The organism is Actinophytocola gossypii, assembly GCF_025165815.1.
GTDB lineage: Bacteria > Actinomycetota > Actinomycetes > Mycobacteriales > Pseudonocardiaceae > Actinophytocola > Actinophytocola gossypii.
Map to the genome: position 1 here is coordinate 143,627 of NZ_JAFFZE010000025.1, position 14,562 is coordinate 158,188.

General features: G+C 69.1%; 17 protein-coding genes and 1 pseudogene. 11 read left to right on the plus strand and 7 right to left on the minus strand.

Annotation, left to right across the window (positions count from 1 at the left end; all coding sequences use genetic code 11):
* Positions 1 to 204: 204 nt before the first annotated feature.
* Complete coding sequence (locus JT362_RS31030; RefSeq protein WP_260195403.1) at positions 205 to 822, plus strand: hypothetical protein; 618 nt, start codon at positions 205 to 207, stop codon at positions 820 to 822.
* Positions 823 to 1,119: 297 nt separating this feature from the next.
* On the opposite strand, the pseudogene JT362_RS31035 reads toward JT362_RS31030, so the two are convergent.
* Together JT362_RS31035 and JT362_RS31040 are read right to left on the minus strand one after the other, a co-directional pair.
* Positions 1,120 to 1,689: pseudogene (locus JT362_RS31035) on the minus strand (ATP-binding protein); the annotation flags it as partial.
* A 221-nt stretch (positions 1,690 to 1,910) separates the two neighbouring features.
* Positions 1,911 to 2,801: a hypothetical protein gene (locus JT362_RS31040; RefSeq protein WP_260195404.1), complete on the minus strand. Its 891-nt coding sequence runs from the start codon at positions 2,799 to 2,801 to the stop codon at positions 1,911 to 1,913.
* 34 nt (positions 2,802 to 2,835) lie between these two features.
* On the opposite strand from JT362_RS31040, the gene JT362_RS31045 reads away from it, so the two are divergent.
* From JT362_RS31045 to JT362_RS31060, 4 genes are read left to right on the plus strand one after another with little or no spacing between them, the layout of a single operon-like run.
* Positions 2,836 to 4,275 carry a GuaB1 family IMP dehydrogenase-related protein gene (locus JT362_RS31045; RefSeq protein ID WP_260195405.1) on the plus strand — a complete coding sequence of 480 codons (1,440 nt, stop codon included), beginning with the start codon at positions 2,836 to 2,838 and terminating at the stop codon, positions 4,273 to 4,275.
* Between the two features lie 30 nt (positions 4,276 to 4,305).
* Positions 4,306 to 5,421: a helix-turn-helix domain-containing protein gene (locus JT362_RS31050; RefSeq protein ID WP_260195407.1), complete on the plus strand. Its 1,116-nt coding sequence runs from the start codon at positions 4,306 to 4,308 to the stop codon at positions 5,419 to 5,421.
* A gap of 2 nt (positions 5,422 to 5,423) precedes the next feature.
* Positions 5,424 to 5,969: a PIN domain-containing protein gene (locus tag JT362_RS31055; RefSeq protein WP_260195408.1), complete on the plus strand. Its 546-nt coding sequence runs from the start codon at positions 5,424 to 5,426 to the stop codon at positions 5,967 to 5,969.
* Positions 5,969 to 7,024 (plus strand): ABC transporter ATP-binding protein, encoded by a 1,056-nt coding sequence (locus JT362_RS31060; protein ID WP_260195409.1) that lies wholly within the window; start codon positions 5,969 to 5,971, stop codon positions 7,022 to 7,024. The genes JT362_RS31055 and JT362_RS31060 overlap by 1 nt, the downstream gene beginning before the upstream one ends.
* Positions 7,025 to 7,076: 52 nt before the next feature.
* On the opposite strand, the gene JT362_RS31065 is transcribed toward JT362_RS31060, so the two are convergent.
* Complete coding sequence (locus JT362_RS31065) at positions 7,077 to 7,274, minus strand: zinc ribbon domain-containing protein (RefSeq protein ID WP_260195410.1); 198 nt, start codon at positions 7,272 to 7,274, stop codon at positions 7,077 to 7,079.
* Positions 7,235 to 7,426, minus strand: a complete 192-nt coding sequence (locus tag JT362_RS31070) for a transposase (RefSeq protein ID WP_260195442.1) — start codon at positions 7,424 to 7,426, stop codon at positions 7,235 to 7,237. The genes JT362_RS31065 and JT362_RS31070 overlap by 40 nt, the downstream gene beginning before the upstream one ends.
* A gap of 20 nt (positions 7,427 to 7,446) precedes the next feature.
* On the opposite strand from JT362_RS31070, the gene JT362_RS31075 reads away from it, so the two are divergent.
* Entirely contained in the window at positions 7,447 to 8,250 is an 804-nt protein-coding gene (locus JT362_RS31075) for an ABC transporter permease (protein ID WP_260195411.1), read from the plus strand.
* Positions 8,251 to 8,387: 137 nt separating this feature from the next.
* Positions 8,388 to 9,179: a hypothetical protein gene (locus JT362_RS31080; RefSeq protein ID WP_260195412.1), complete on the plus strand. Its 792-nt coding sequence runs from the start codon at positions 8,388 to 8,390 to the stop codon at positions 9,177 to 9,179.
* Between the two features lie 50 nt (positions 9,180 to 9,229).
* Here JT362_RS31080 and JT362_RS31085 read toward each other — a convergent pair whose 3' ends face one another.
* The 3 genes from JT362_RS31085 to JT362_RS31095 form a co-directional block, all read right to left on the minus strand.
* Positions 9,230 to 9,913: a DUF998 domain-containing protein gene (locus tag JT362_RS31085; RefSeq protein WP_260195414.1), complete on the minus strand. Its 684-nt coding sequence runs from the start codon at positions 9,911 to 9,913 to the stop codon at positions 9,230 to 9,232.
* Positions 9,914 to 9,995: 82 nt separating this feature from the next.
* Positions 9,996 to 11,333, minus strand: a complete 1,338-nt coding sequence (gene phoH2 / locus JT362_RS31090) for an RNA 5'-3' helicase PhoH2 (RefSeq protein ID WP_260195415.1) — start codon at positions 11,331 to 11,333, stop codon at positions 9,996 to 9,998.
* A gap of 283 nt (positions 11,334 to 11,616) precedes the next feature.
* Positions 11,617 to 12,408 (minus strand): isoprenyl transferase, encoded by a 792-nt coding sequence (locus JT362_RS31095; protein WP_260195417.1) that lies wholly within the window; start codon positions 12,406 to 12,408, stop codon positions 11,617 to 11,619.
* Between the two features lie 37 nt (positions 12,409 to 12,445).
* Here JT362_RS31095 and JT362_RS31100 point away from each other — a divergent pair, with 37 nt between their 5' ends.
* From JT362_RS31100 to JT362_RS31115, 4 genes are all read left to right on the plus strand, one after another.
* Complete coding sequence (locus JT362_RS31100) at positions 12,446 to 12,865, plus strand: CoA-binding protein (RefSeq protein ID WP_260195418.1); 420 nt, start codon at positions 12,446 to 12,448, stop codon at positions 12,863 to 12,865.
* A 62-nt stretch (positions 12,866 to 12,927) separates the two neighbouring features.
* Positions 12,928 to 13,587: a PAQR family membrane homeostasis protein TrhA gene (gene trhA / locus JT362_RS31105; protein WP_260195444.1), complete on the plus strand. Its 660-nt coding sequence runs from the start codon at positions 12,928 to 12,930 to the stop codon at positions 13,585 to 13,587.
* 83 nt (positions 13,588 to 13,670) lie between these two features.
* On the plus strand, positions 13,671 to 13,868 hold the full coding sequence (locus JT362_RS31110) for a type II toxin-antitoxin system HicA family toxin (protein WP_260195419.1): 198 nt from the start codon (positions 13,671 to 13,673) through the stop codon (positions 13,866 to 13,868).
* A complete protein-coding gene (locus JT362_RS31115; protein ID WP_260195421.1) occupies positions 13,865 to 14,254 on the plus strand; it encodes a hypothetical protein in 390 nt (129 codons plus the stop codon). The genes JT362_RS31110 and JT362_RS31115 overlap by 4 nt, the downstream gene beginning before the upstream one ends.
* Positions 14,255 to 14,562 lie beyond the last annotated feature (308 nt).

A 14,562-nucleotide genomic window follows, 5' to 3' on the forward strand; every position in this document is an offset into this window, starting at 1 on the left:
CGCTGACTCGGCGGCAGACAGCGCCTCGGCGGCGAACCTTCCCGCGACAATCACCTCGCCCAGATTTCGATGGGCTCGTGCGATCAACACCAGCAGCCGAGCCCGCCCCCGTGCTGTCCAGTGGGGCTGCGTCAAAGCGCCGACCAACAGCTCGATCGACTCCGCCAACCTCCCATCCAGCGCACGGCACTGCGCGACAGTCCAGTGCAGGTCGACCACGACATCGAGGTCAGTGACCACGGTCATCGCGCGGATGGCGACCCGTTCCGCATCGGCGGTGTCGCCCGCTCGATACAGGGCGTCGGCGAGCCGAGAGACCAGGACGGCGTGCCGCTTAGGCTTCGTGGCCGAGCGGTGAACCGCCTCACGCAGCAGGTCGATCGCGGTTCGCGGTGCCTGGGCGACCAGGGCGGGCGCGGCGCCGGCCAGCCAGTCCAGGAGTGTCTCGTCCAGGGGACCGGCATAGGACACCTTGACCGCTTGCAGCAGCTGCCAGGCGACGCGATGGTGTGGAACGCCCGCGTTGGCCAGTGCCCTGGCCGCGTCCAGGTGCCACACCGGGCGGACGGCCTCGGCTATGTCGTCGTAGAACACTCTTCGGATCAACGGGTGTCGGAACGCGAGCTTCTCACCAGCGTCCCGCAGCACACCCGAAACACGGGCCTCATCGAGGACGAAGACCAGCTCGGTAATGCGCCAACCAACCACGACCGCGAGGTCCGAGACGAGAAAGTCCACGCCCAGCAACGCGGCGGCTTGCATGACCGGACGCGCCTCGCGGGACAGGAAGTCAAGACGGTTCGCGATCACAGCGATCAGTGAACGGGGCACCGAACCGTCGACGACGTCGATCACCCCGTCGTCGGTGACCTTCAACCAGCCGGACCGAGCCAGCGCGCCCATCAGCTCGGTCAGGTAGAGCGGGTTCCCTGCCGCCTCGAAACAGAGCCGAAGCAGGTCCTCACTAGGGTTTCCTTCGGCGATCGAGGCCACCATCGCGGCGACCGCATCTTCGGGCAGACCAGCGAGACGAATCGTGTCGTTCTCGCCCACCGACCGGCGTACCGCGAACAGCTCGTCGCGCTGCGGCACCGGGCGAAGAACGCCAATCAGCAGGAGAGCGGAGCGGTCGACCGAGCGCCTCAACCACTCCCACACCTCGATCGTAGTGCGATCGGCCCACTGCAGGTCGTCGACGACGAGAACCACCGGCGCCGCACTGCACACCTCGGCGACAAGGGTGAGCATCTGCTCCGCTGCCGCGACCGCCGGATCGGCGACACCGCTGACCTCCCCACGGAGCAACCTCAGCACAGTCGCCAGCCGCGGTTCCTCGGCGGTTCCGCCTGCCCGGAACGCGTCCAGCAGCGGCTGCAGCGGGAGCGCCTGGCCCAGCTCGTCAGCCGCCGCCCAGTAGATGCGGCACCCAGCTCGCTCTGCGACGGCGCACGCGGCCCGGGCGAGGGACGACTTGCCGATCCCCGCTTCGCCCTCGATGAGTACCGTCCGCCCCGATCCCGCGACGAGGTCGTCGATCCAACCGCTCAGCCGGGCGAGGTCGGCGTCCCTGCCCACGAGCACATTCCCGGCCGGCATGTCGCCAGGGTAGTGACGTGGCGTGCCCGGTGGCGGAAAGAAGGAGGCCTCGACGGCGAGACCCAAGCGCCGTCGAGGCCGTGCCCGAGTCATCGCGATCGACCGGCGGGTCCCCGACCACGACGGGCCGTACCCCCAGAGCGGCCGTCGTCGCCAACCGATGTGCTTCGCTGCTCGCGCATGCAACCACCTTCGATCAATCGGTCGATCGAGACATCAGTGGATCCACGGAGAGCTAACGGGTCCTGGATCGTGCCGACGGACTGACGGTGGCGCGGGGTCCGGCCAATCCGACGGACCTCGAACGCACGACGCTAGAACGGCGTGGTCACCGGTCGCTGCGGGTCGACCGAGGGCGACGGGTCGGTGTCGGTCGCCATCAGGGTGCGGGCCAGCTCGGCGGCGGTGGCGCAGTCGGGTGCCCTGGTTCGCAGGATCCGGTCGCCGAGTGGTTCCGGCGCGCCCGAGTCGCCCGCGCGCCAGCCGTACTCGCAGTCGTCGGTCTCGTAGACGGCGACGGGCCGGCCGTCGAGGGTTTCCGCCCGCTCGTTGGACAGCGCGCCGGCGGTGCCATGCACGATCCGCACCGAGTACGCCGACTCCCAGCCGCTGTCGTTCACGCGCCTGGCCTGGCACAGGTCCAACCCGTGCGCGCCGGCCTCGGCGAACCTCGGCTCGAGCCCCTCCAGCCGGTCGCCCGCGGCCCGTTCGAGCAGGTCGCACGCGTCCTGGCGCGGGCCGGACATCGCGACCACGTCCGGGTTGGCGAGCAGCCGGACGCCGGTGCGGGCCGCCCTGGTCGCCGCCTCGCACAGCGGGCCGGCCAGTCCGGTGCCCTGTGCGTCGAACCGGACGTACAGGTCCGCGCCGACCGGCAGGTCGACGACGCAGTTGCGGGCGAACGGCCGGCGCAGCGCGGCGGCACCGTCCAGTTCGAACCGCTCGGCGGAACCGGAGCTGCGGGCGGGATCGAGCCACTTGCCCACGACCACCACGATCCGCGGCGCCTCGACCGTGAAGCACCGGTATGGCGAGCTCCACCGCAGCTCCCCCTGGCCGGGCAGCAGCGTGCACGGGTTGATGGCCCGCAAGGCGGACACGACCGCGTCCCGGTCCCGCTCCGAGGTGTCCGGCTCGTCCACGGCCGTGGCCGTGCACCCCGTGACCACGACCGCCATGACCAACAGCACCCCCAGCACACGCATGCGCGGCAGTGTAAGGACGACCTAGGCTTTCGGTGTGCGTTTCCTCAGCGACCGGACGCCCGGCCACGACCTGACCTACGACGACGTCTTCCTCGTCCCCGGCCGGTCGGCGGTGGCCTCGCGGTTCGACGTCGACCTCGCCACCTCCGACGGCACCGGGGCCACCATCCCCGTCGTCGTCGCCAACATGACCGCGGTCGCCGGGCGGCGGATGGCCGAGACCGTCGCGCGGCGTGGCGGGCTGGTCGTGCTGCCGCAGGACGTCGACCCGTCGGTGGTCGCCGACATCGTCGCCTGGGTGAAGTCGCGGCACACCGTCTGGGACACCCCGCTCGTGCTCACCCCCGGCGACGCCGTCGCCGACGCGCTCACCCTGCTGCCCAAGCGGGCGCACGGCGCGGTCGTCGTGGTGGACGGCGACGGGCGGCCGTTCGGGGTGGTCGACGCGGCGGCGTGCGCGGGGGTCGACCAGTTCACCCGGCTCCGCGACATCGCCAACACCGATCTGGTGACCCTGCCCATCGGTACCCCGCCGCGCGAGGTGTTCGACCGGCTGCACGGGCACTCCACGCCGGTCGCGCTCGGGGTCGACGACGGCGGGCGGCTCGCGGGCGTGCTCACCGGGGTCGGCGCGCTGCGTGCCGAGCTGTACCGGCCGGCGGTCGACGCGGCCGGCCGGCTGCGGGTCGCCGCGGCCGTCGGCGTGAACGGTGACGTCGCGGCCAAGGCCGAGGCGCTGGCGGCGGCCGAGGTCGACGCGCTGGTCGTGGACACCGCGCACGGCCACCAGGAGAAGATGCTGGCCGCGCTCAAGGCCGTGCGCGCGACCAACCCGGCGGTGCCGGTGGTGGCGGGGAACGTGGTCACCGCCGAGGGCGTGCGGGACCTGGTCGACGCGGGCGCGGACGTGGTCAAGGTCGGCGTCGGCCCCGGCGCGATGTGCACCACCCGGATGATGACCGGCGTCGGCCGCCCGCAGTTCTCGGCGGTGCTCGAGTGCGCCGAGGCCGCCCGCGAGCTGGGCAAGCGGGTCTGGGCCGACGGCGGCGTGCGGCACCCGAGGGACGTGGCGCTCGCGCTCGCCGCCGGCGCGTCCAGCGTGATGGTCGGCTCCTGGTTCGCCGGCACCTACGAGTCCCCCGGCGACCTGCGCCACGACGAGCACGGCCAGCCGTACAAGGAGTCGTTCGGCATGGCGTCCAAGCGCGCGGTCACCGCCCGCACCCGCGCCGACGGGGCGTTCGACCGCGCGCGGAAGGCCCTGTTCGAGGAGGGCATCTCCACCTCCCGGATGCGACTCGACCCCGCCGCCCCCAGCGTCGAGGACCTGCTCGACTCGATCTGCTCCGGCGTGCGCTCGGCGTGCACCTACGCGGGCGCGACCACGCTCGAGGAGTTCCACACCCGCGCGGTCGTCGGCACCCAGTCGGCGTCCGGTTTCGCCGAGGGCGCACCACTACCTCGCGGGTGGTGACACCCCTTCGCTTGTTCTATAATCGCACAAATGAGCATCGATCCGGAGGTCCTGGGACAGCGGATCACCGAAGCTCGCGCTCGTGCCGGTCTGACTCAGGTACAGCTGGCCGCGGCCGTGTCACTCGATCGCTCGGCGCTCGCCAAGATCGAGACCGGTCAACGTCGCGTCTCGGCCCTGGAACTTGCCCGACTCGCCGAGACCGTGGACGTGCGAATCGAGTGGTTCGTCCGAGACGCACCGCAGGCTGTCATATCCAGGCGCAACGCCCAGGAGCCCGGCGCGGCCAACGCCCGCATCGATTCCCTGGCGGAGCGGATCACCCGGGAAGTCGAGTTCGTACTCGGCCTCGACGACAAACTGGTCCTGAGCCTCACGCCAGCGCACGCGGTGCCGGAGAACGTGACGCAGGCCGAAGAACTCGCCGCCACCGCGCGCCACGCGATCGGCATGCACCACAACGGACCCTGTACGGGTCTCGCCACCAAGGTGGAACAGCTCGGCCTGCTGGTGTTCTCCCTCGACCTCGGTGTCGAATCAGCCGATGCGGCAACGGTTCTACTTCGGCAGGGCGGCATCGCGGTCATCAACGGGGGGTTGCGCGTCGGTCGGCGACGTCTCGCCCTGGCGCACGAACTCGGCCACTATCTAGTCGCGGACGACTACACGGTCGATTGGCGGATCGCTGAGCATCTGAACGCCGAGCAGCGGGAGAGCATCCTCGACCGGTTCGCGCGTGCCTTCCTCCTGCCGGAACCAGGTCTACGAGCGGAATGGGCGGACCACACCGCACAGGATGGCGACCTGCGGACCGCGGCGGTTCGGCTCGCGAGTTCATACCAAGTGGACATGGCGACGCTCGCCCGACGCCTGGTCGAACTCGGCCTGGTCAGTCCATCCGAAGCCAGTCGCATCCGAACGATCAGTACCACCCGCGCCGACATCGTCGAGCTTGATCTCGTAGTGGGCGAGGAGTTGAGTCCGCCGGCCCTGCCGCGGCCGTATGAGCGCGCTGTGCTCCGCCTGTTCCGAAGTGAGTCGATCTCCGCGGCGCGCGCGCTCGATCTGCTGCTCGACACCTGGACCGACGACATGCTGCCCGACTTGCCCACTCGTCCGGCGGACCAGATCTGGCAGTACATCTGATCGTGGCCGACCAGGAACTCGTGTTCGACAACGGACCGCTCTGCCACTTCGCTCGCGAGGGTTGGCTGGGAATCCTCAGAACGGTCGTGGGAACCAGAACCGCAGTGGTACCCGACACCGTGGTCGACGAGCTGCGCGCAGGGGCTCAAGGTCGGCCGCACGTCCAGCTCGTGCTGGACGCACCGTGGCTACACCACCGCAGTCTCGTGAGCGAGACCGAACTCGAAGCGTTCACGCAGTTCGCATCGCTGCTCGTCGCGAGGGGCCGCAACGTGGGAGAGTCCGGCGTGCTCGCCTACGCGAAGGCCAACGGGGCAGTCGCCGTGATCGACGACGGGCCGGCGCGCAAGATCGCTCGCGCGAGCGGCATCTCGCACATCGGCACGCTGGGGCTGCTGTGCGAGGCGCTACGGGAGAGTCAGCTGACGGTTGAACTGATCTCCACAGTCGCGGACCATCTTCTCGAGGGTGAGTACCGGCTGCCATTCCAGGCCGGCGGCTTCGCGAAATGGGCGCACGATCAGGGGCTCATTCCACCCGCAGGGTGATGAACATCCTGCTTGCCCGCGTGGATAGCCTGGGCGACGTGAATGCCGTCGAGGTTGTTGACCTGGTCAAACAGTACAAAAAGGCGCCGAAACCGGCGGTCGACGGGCTGAGTTTCACCGTTCGGCGGGGTGAGGTCTTCGGGCTGCTCGGACCGAACGGGGCCGGCAAGACGACGACCGTCGGCGTGCTGACCACGCGGGTGCTGGCGACCTCGGGACGGGCTTCGGTGCACGGGGTGGACGTGCGGACCGAGTCGACCAGGGCGCGGGAGTTGCTGGCCGTGGTGCCGCAGCGCAACAACCTCGACCGGTCGCTGAACATCCGGCAGAACCTGTTGTTCCACGCCACCTACCACGGCGTTCCACGCGCCGAGCGGAACCGGCTCGCCGACGAGATCCTGGAGCGGATGGGGCTCGCCGACCGGGCGAAGGACCGGCTCGACAACGTCTCCGGGGGGCAGGCGCAGCGCGTGATGATCGCCCGTGCGCTGATGCACCGGCCCAAGGTGCTGTTCCTCGACGAGCCGTCCACCGGGCTCGACCCGCAGGCCCGCCTGTTCGTCCACGACCGCATCGCCGAGCTGCGTGACGACGACGTCACCGTCGTGCTCACCACGCACGACATGGACGAGGCGGCCAAGCTCTGCGACCGGGTCGGCATCGTCGACCACGGGAAGCTCCTCGCGCTCGACAGCCCGGCCGCGCTGACCCGCGGGCTGCCGGGCAGCACGACCGTCACCGTGACCGTCTCCCTCGACGGGACCGGCGCCGACCGGGTCGCGGCCACGCTGTCCGATGTGGACGGAGTGGAGCGGGTGGAGCGGATCACCGCCGCCGCGCCCGCGCTGCCGCCGGGCGGCTTACCCGGCGCACCGACCACATCGGACGGTGTGAGCGGTCAGTTCCGGCTCTACACCGAGCACGAGCCGGCCGTGGTGCTGCCCTCCGTACTGAAAGTGTTGGCGGGCACCGGAAGCGACCTGACCGACCTGTCGATCGGCACGCCCAGCCTCGAGGACGTGTTCATCCACCTGACCGGACGGGAACTCCGTTGACTTCCCTCCGGGTTCTGTCTCCGATGGGAGGTCGCGACGGTTGCCTCACCGACTAGTGCCGGCGTGGTCTGACACCGTCTCCACCGGCGGTGACCACCAGCCCGGCGGCCAAGATGTTGCGTGCCGCGTTCACGTCACGGTCATGGACGACGCCGCACCGGCAGGTCCACTCGCGGGCATTGCTCGACGGAAACCACTGATCGACCGTGATCACGGTGCGGCCGTACCAGGCCGCCTTGTACTCCAGCATCGGTTCCTGAGCATGTCGGACAGGTTCAAGTCCTCGATCACGATCGTTTGGTTCTCACGAACGAGCCGAGTCGTCAGTGTGTGCGGGAAGTCCCGCCTGCGGTCGGTGATGCGGGCGTGAACGCGGTTCTCCTCCGGCCAGGCAGCAGGAATATTGACCGATTGGAGTTTCGATGACCACCGCCGTGCGGGAACGTTCGCGGTTCGCCATCTCGCTGCGCACGTTCGGCAACGTGTTGTGGCGGGACATCTTCGTCACCGGCCGGGAGCTGGTCCCCTTCCTGGCGCAGGTGATCCTGCAGCCGTTCTTCATGCTGTTCATCTTCGGCAAGGTGCTGACGAACCTCGGCTACGTCGGCGACGACTTCACCGCGATCCTGCTGCCCGGGATCATCGCGCTGAACGGGTTCCTCGCCGCGCTGCAGAACACCACGCTGCCGCTGGTGATGGACTTCTCCTGGACCCGCGAGATCGAGGACCGGCTGCTCGCCCCGATGCCGATCCCGCTGGTGGCGGTGGAGAAGATGGTGTTCGGCGCGCTGCGCGGGATCATCGCCGCCGTGGTCATGGTGCCGATCGGGTTCCTGATCCTGCCCGGGGTGAGCTGGCCGGCGTCCGCGCTGCTGCCGGTCACCGGCATCCTCGTCCTCGGCTCGCTCGCCGGCGCGGCGATCGGCATGACGATCGGCACGCTGGTCACCCCGCGCCGGATCAACATCATGTTCGCGGTCATCCTGACCCCGTTGATGTTCACCGGCTCCACCCAGTTCCCGTGGCGGGGTCTGACCGACCTCGGGTGGTTCCAGGTGCTGTGCGCGCTGAACCCGCTCACCTACGTCAGCGAGGGCATGCGCGCGCTGCTGGTGCCGAGCGTCGACTCCATCCCGCTGTGGGTCGACATCCCGGTGATCCTGGCCGCCTGCGCCGTCTTCGGCGCCATCGGCATCAAGGGGTTCATGCACCGCGCACTGGACTGAGCGAACCGCGCCACCTCCAACGGGGAAAAACGGCGACGGTTCGTGAACGGGTCCGGCTCGCTCGGGTGAAAACCTGACACAGCTGAATGAAGGATGTTTGGCGCCCTTCCGGCCTACTTTTCCGAGCGCATACTGGCTTGGCCCGCCTGAACAATTCCGTGAAGAAAGGCCCCGTCATGTCTGCGATCAACTGGAACAGCGGAAAGCTCATCACGCTCACCCAGGGCGACACCGCCACCATCGAAGGGCTGAACTCCGGCCAAGTGTACGGCTTCTTCTTCTACAACGCGGCACAGAACGACGCCACCACGATCGTCGACGTCACCTGGAGCAACGCGCACCCTCCGCAGCAGGTCCCGGTCTACGGCACCACTGCCAACCAGGGCCTCGCGTCGGTCCTGCTGATGTCCGGCGACGACTCGAACACCGTCGCTGCCTCGATCCTGCAGGGCAACCCCGGCGCGGACGTGCAGGCGTTCGTCTGCAGCGTGAAAATGCCGGTCGACACCAGCGGCATCAACAATCAGCCGCTACCCGCCAACGGCCAGCCACAGGCGTTCCGCAGATTCACCCGGTACTTCGACGTACCCGCCTCGCACTGGTACGACGTCACGATCGAGAGCGACGTGGACCAGTTCATCGTCGTCCAGTTCACCGAGGAGATGGCTGAGGTCATCGTGGTCAAAAGCGTCGCCAACCCGAAGGAGAACGTCTTCCCCGTCGGCAGGGTAGAAAAGGACAAGCTGTTCTCCATCCAACCCACCGAGGACGAAAGAATTCAGGTCAACCTTCAGGGTGACGGCACCCAGACGGTGTGGATGAACGCCGACAGCGTGCAGAACTCGCAGAACGCCACCATCACCCTGCAGTCGCTGACCGCGCGGGACGGCCGGCCGCGTCAGCGCCAGGACCCGGCGCTCCCGGTCTGACCGGCCCCGGCGCCCGCCGTGCCCCCCTCCCGCACGGCGGGCGCCGGCCCCTACCCCCGGTGCGGCCCCCGGCAGCGCAGCGGGAGCAGGGGGAGCAGCCCGAGCAGCGCCAGTTCCAGCACGAACAGCAGCCGCTGGAACAGCCCGTTCAGCTCCTGCAGCGCCTCCGGCATCACCCCGAAGTGGCTGGTCATGAACAGTGCCAGCACCACCGTGGTGATCGCCGCGGTGGCGTACAGCGCGCGCCGGAACCCCGCCAGGTAGCCCACCCCGGTCAGCTGCTTGGCCACCAGCACCACCGCGATCGGCGCGCAGAAGAACACCACGCCCGCCGCGTACCGGTGCACCTGCGCGGAGAACGACAGCGACTCGCCGAGGTCGGTCGGGAACACCGCCGCGAGCCCCGCCCCGAGCACCGCGAGCACGAGTGCGAACCGCAGCAACCCGTTGCCCAGCAAGCGGATCGCCGAGAGTCCGGCCATCGCGCCGAGCACGGCGACGCACATGCTCAGCAACGCCGCGCCGAACATCCAGCCGATCTCGGGCACGAACACGTAGTCCGACATCGTCGTGTCCAGCACGCTCATCGAGTCCCAGGCGGTGACCGTCAGGTTCGCCATGAACAGCAGCGAGCAGACGATCCCGGCCAGGCCCAGCCGGACGGCGAAGGTCGAGGGACGCGCGGGGGCCGGAAGAGCCGTGCCGCGGGGCGGGCTCAGCACGAGGTTCGTCATGCCCTAAACGCTCTCGTGCCGGGCGCCCCCGAACCATCCGGGAAACTCCCGAATTGACCCGGGGGCTACCCCTACTCGACCCTCAGATCTGATGCTCCTCCAGCATCTCGGTCACCAGCGCCGCGATCGGCGAGCGCTCCGAGCGGGTCAGCGTGACGTGCGCGAACAGCGGATGACCCTTGAGCTTCTCGATCACCGCCGCGATGCCGTCGTGCCGGCCGACGCGCAGGTTGTCCCGCTGCGCCACGTCGTGGGTGAGCACCACCCGCGACCCGGTGCCCAGCCGCGACAGGACGGTCAGCAGCACGTTGCGCTCCAGCGACTGCGCCTCGTCGACGATCACGAACGAGTCGTGCAGCGACCGGCCGCGGATGTGGGTCAGCGGCAGCACCTCGAGCATCCCTCGGTCGAGCACCTCCTCGATCACGTGGGTGCTGACGAGTGCGCCGAGGGTGTCGAACACCGCCTGCGCCCACGGCTGCATCTTCTCGGTCTCCGAGCCGGGCAGGTAGCCGAGCTCCTGGCCGCCGACCGCGTACACCGGCCGGAACACGACGACCTTGCGGTGCAGGTTCCGCTCCAGCACGGCCTCCAGCCCGGCGCACAGCGCGAGCGCGGACTTGCCGGTGCCGGCCCGGCCGCCCAGGGAGACGATGCCGACCTCCTGGTCGAGCAGGAGGTCGAGCGCGACCCGCTGCTCGGCGGAGCGTCCGTGCAGCCCGAACACCTCGCGGTCGCCCCGGACCAACGCGACCTGCTTGTCCTTGGTGATCCGGCCGAGCGCGCTGGCCGACGCGGAGAGCAGCCGCAGGCCGGTGTTGCACGGCAGGTCGCCCGGCTCGATGCCGTACGCGGCGAGGTCGAGCTCGCCGTCCCGGTACAGCGTGTCCAGGGCCTCGGCGGGCAGTTCGAGGTCGGCCATGCCGGTCCAGCCGGACGGGGTGACCTCCTGGGCGCGGTACTCGTCGGCGTCCAGGCCGACCGCGGCGGCCTTGACCCGCAGCGGGATGTCCTTGGTGACCAGCGCCACACCATCGGTGTGCGAGGCCATGTTGAGGGCGCACGCGAGGATGCGCGCGTCGTTGGAGTCGGTGCGGAAGCCGGCTGGCAGGACCGTCTGGTCGGAGTGGTTGAGCTCCACGTGCAGGGTTCCGCCCTCGTCCCCCACCGGGATCGGCCGGTCGAGCCGGCCGTGCCGTTCTCGCAGGTCGTCGAGCAGGCGGAGAGCCTCCCTGGCGAACCAGCCGAGCTCGGGGTGGTGCCGCTTGCCCTCGAGTTCACCGATCACGACCAGCGGCAGGACCACGGCGTGCTCGGCGAAGCGAGTCACCGCCCACGGGTCGGAGAGCAGCACGGACGTGTCGAGAACGTAGGTACGGCGCAGGTCACCCGGGCCTCCAGAGGAACGCGAAGCAGTCACGGCAACTCCAACGCGAACGCGGCACCCACGTCCGCTCCTCGTAGGGCCGGGCACCCACCCAGGCTGGGCGATCAGCTCGCCCGCGAGGGCCGGGTGCCGGCCCTCTCGATCGTTGCCATCACGACCTGGGCCTCCCGGGAGGGACCGCGTGGGCACGCTCCCTCACTTCGGACGCTACCTGTGGTTGGGCCCACCCGACAGCTTGCGACCCGGGTGAATTTGTGTTGCCCGACGCACGTGCGGATGCACGTGTGCCCGTTTTGCCCCGATTACCCGGAGTGAGTCAGGAGCCGAAGCGCCGGTGCCGGATCGCGTAGTCGCGCAGGGCCCGCAGGAAGTCGGTGCGCCGGAAGTCGGGCCAGTACGCCTCGCAGAACCAGAACTCGGAGTGCGCCGACTGCCACAGCAGGAATCCGGACAACCGCTGTTCACCGGATGTTCGGATGACCAGGTCGGGGTCGGGCTGGCCGGAGGTGTAGAGGTGCTCGGCGATGTGGTCGACGTCGAGGACCTCGGCGAGCTCCTCGATCGTGGTGCCGTTCTCGGCGTGCCGCAGCAGAAGCTTGCGCACCGCGTCGGCGATCTCGCGTCGCCCCCCGTAACCGACGGCGATGTTGACCTCCATGCCGGTGCGGCCCTCGGTGCGCCGGGCCGCGGCGGCCAGCCGGTCGGCGACGTCGGCCGGCAGGACGTCCAGCGCGCCGATGATCCGCAGCCGCCACGGGTTGCCGTCCTCCGCGAGCTCGTCCACGACCGCCGGGATGACCTCGAGCAGCGCGGCCACCTCCTGCGGCGACCGGTTGACGTTGTCGGTGGACAGCAGCCACAGGGTGACCAGCTCGACCTCGGCGTCCCGGCACCAGCCGAGCAGCTCGGCGATCCGGGTCGCACCGACCCGGTGCCCGTCGTTGACGTCGGTGAACCCCGCCTCGCGCGCCCACCTTCTGTTGCCGTCCAGGACGACGCCGACGTGGCGGGGCTGCCGGCCGGCGGCCTGCTGGATCAGGCGGCGGTCGTACAGGCCGTAGACGACGCGGGAGGCTTTCTTGCGGAAACTCCGCCAGCTAGGACTCACGTCCCAACAGGGTACGCCGTGGGGGGAGACTGGAATCATGGAGCGATGGCAGGACCTCGAGGTGATCGAACGCCTGGTGCGGGAGGCGCGCACCGTCGCGGTGGTCGGCCTGTCGGACGATCCGGCGCGGCCGAGCTTCGGGGTGGCGAGGTACCTGGTGCGTGCGGGCCTGTCGGTGTTCCCGGTGAACCCCGAGCTGACGTCGTGGCAGGGGTTGCGCGCGTACCCGTCGGTGTCCGCCCTGCCGAGCCCGGTGGACATCGTGGACGTGTTCCGGCGGCCCGAGCACGTGCCCGCGATCGCCCGGGAGGCCGTGACGCTCGGAGCCGGTGCCCTGTGGCTCCAACTGGGCGTGCTCTCCCCCGAAGGTGCGACCGTGGCGTCGGAAGGCGGCCTGGACGTGGTGATGGACCGTTGCCTGGCGGTGGAGCACCGCGAGGTGGTGGGCTGGTCGTGACCCGGTTCACCACGCGGGCACAACCTACGGTCCCGTAACCTGGGGTCGTGACCGCCGCGACGATGACCCCACCGCCCCGGCCCGTCAAGCCCCGCCTGCGCGGGGTCATCCACTACTGGTCGTTCCTGGTCTCGGTGGCGACGGGTGCGGTGCTGATCGCGCTGGCCGCGTCGACGGTGTCCGGCACGGCCGCGCTGGCGACGTCGGTGTACGGGGCGACGGTGCTGGGGTTGTTCGGCGTGAGCGCGCTGTACCACCGGCGGTGGTGGCGGAGCCTGCGGGTGCGGGCGTGGATGAAGCGCCTGGACCACTCGATGATCTTCCTGTTCATCGCGGGCACGTACACCCCGTTCTCCTTGTTGGCGATGCCCCGGGAGACGGGGTACGTGGTGCTGTCGGTGGTGTGGGGCGGGGCCGTACTTGGGGTGGCGCTGAAGCTGCTGTGGCCGGACGCACCGAGGTGGCTTGGGACCCCGATCTACATCGCGCTCGGGTGGGTGGCGGTGTTCGTGCTGCCGGAGCTGCTGGAGCACGCCGGGGTGGCGGCGTTCGTGCTGTTGTTGGTGGGGGGCGCGTTCTACACCCTGGGCGCCGTCTTCTACGCCACCCGCTGGCCCGACCCGTGGCCCCACGTCTTCGGCCACCACGAGTTCTTCCACGCCGCGACCGTGCTCGCCGCGATCAGCCACTACATCGCGATCTGGCTGGCGATGTATCCCTGATCGCGACGGTTCGCGAACTCTTTATCTAGCCCCCCTAGACCTTGTTAATCAAGGGGGGCTAGATTACAGTGGTGGTTAAAGCGATGGTCTACAAGGACGTGCGACGAGCACTGCTCGATGAAGGCTGTTTCCTCAAGTCCACTCGCGGGAGCCATGAGAAGTGGGTCTGCCCATGCGGGAAGCACCAGTCCATCGTGCCAAGACACAAGGTCGTATCACCTGGAGTAGTTAGAGACGTCATCGGGAAGCTCGATTGCCTACGAGAAGGATGGCTACAGTGACTGACAGTTATCTTGTTGTCGCCAAGCGTTGGGCACGCGGGTGGGAGCTCCACGTCGATGGCGTCGGGGTAACGCAAGTCGCGACCCTCTCGAAGGCTGACGCCACCGCCCGAGAGTACATCGCTCTTGCCCTGGATCTCGACGACGAGACTTCTTTTGCTGTCGACATCGTTCCCCAGCTCGACGACGAGTTGGCGAAGCAAGTCGAGGTGGCACGCGCTCAAGTCAGAGAAGCGGAACGCAGGCAGCGGGAAGCAGCCGCCAAGCAGCGGGAAGTGGCCAAGCAGTTGGAACGATCGGGCCTTTCAGGACGGGAGATCGCAGCCGTGTTGGGCCTTACGCCTCAGCGTGTGAGTCAGCTGATCGGTAGGTCGTCAAGGGCATGAGAGGCCTGCTACGGCCACATCCTGATCTGGCCAGCTGGCGATGTACCCGTGATGTTCAGCTTCGGCACAACGACACCTTCGGCACCGCCGCTCGCTCGTCGAGGTCGACCCCGGTGCAGTCGCGTTGGATCGCGATCTGGCTGGCGATGTATCCCTAATAGGGTTCTCCGGTGTTCAGGGTGGGGACTGTTCCAAGATCGGTGTTTCCGGCCCGACACGCCGGGCTGAGGTCCGGCGGGATGGGCACTGTGAGTGATGACATCGGACCTTGTGAGTCCACGCAAGAGTGACCGGAAGCCGGCGCGGGA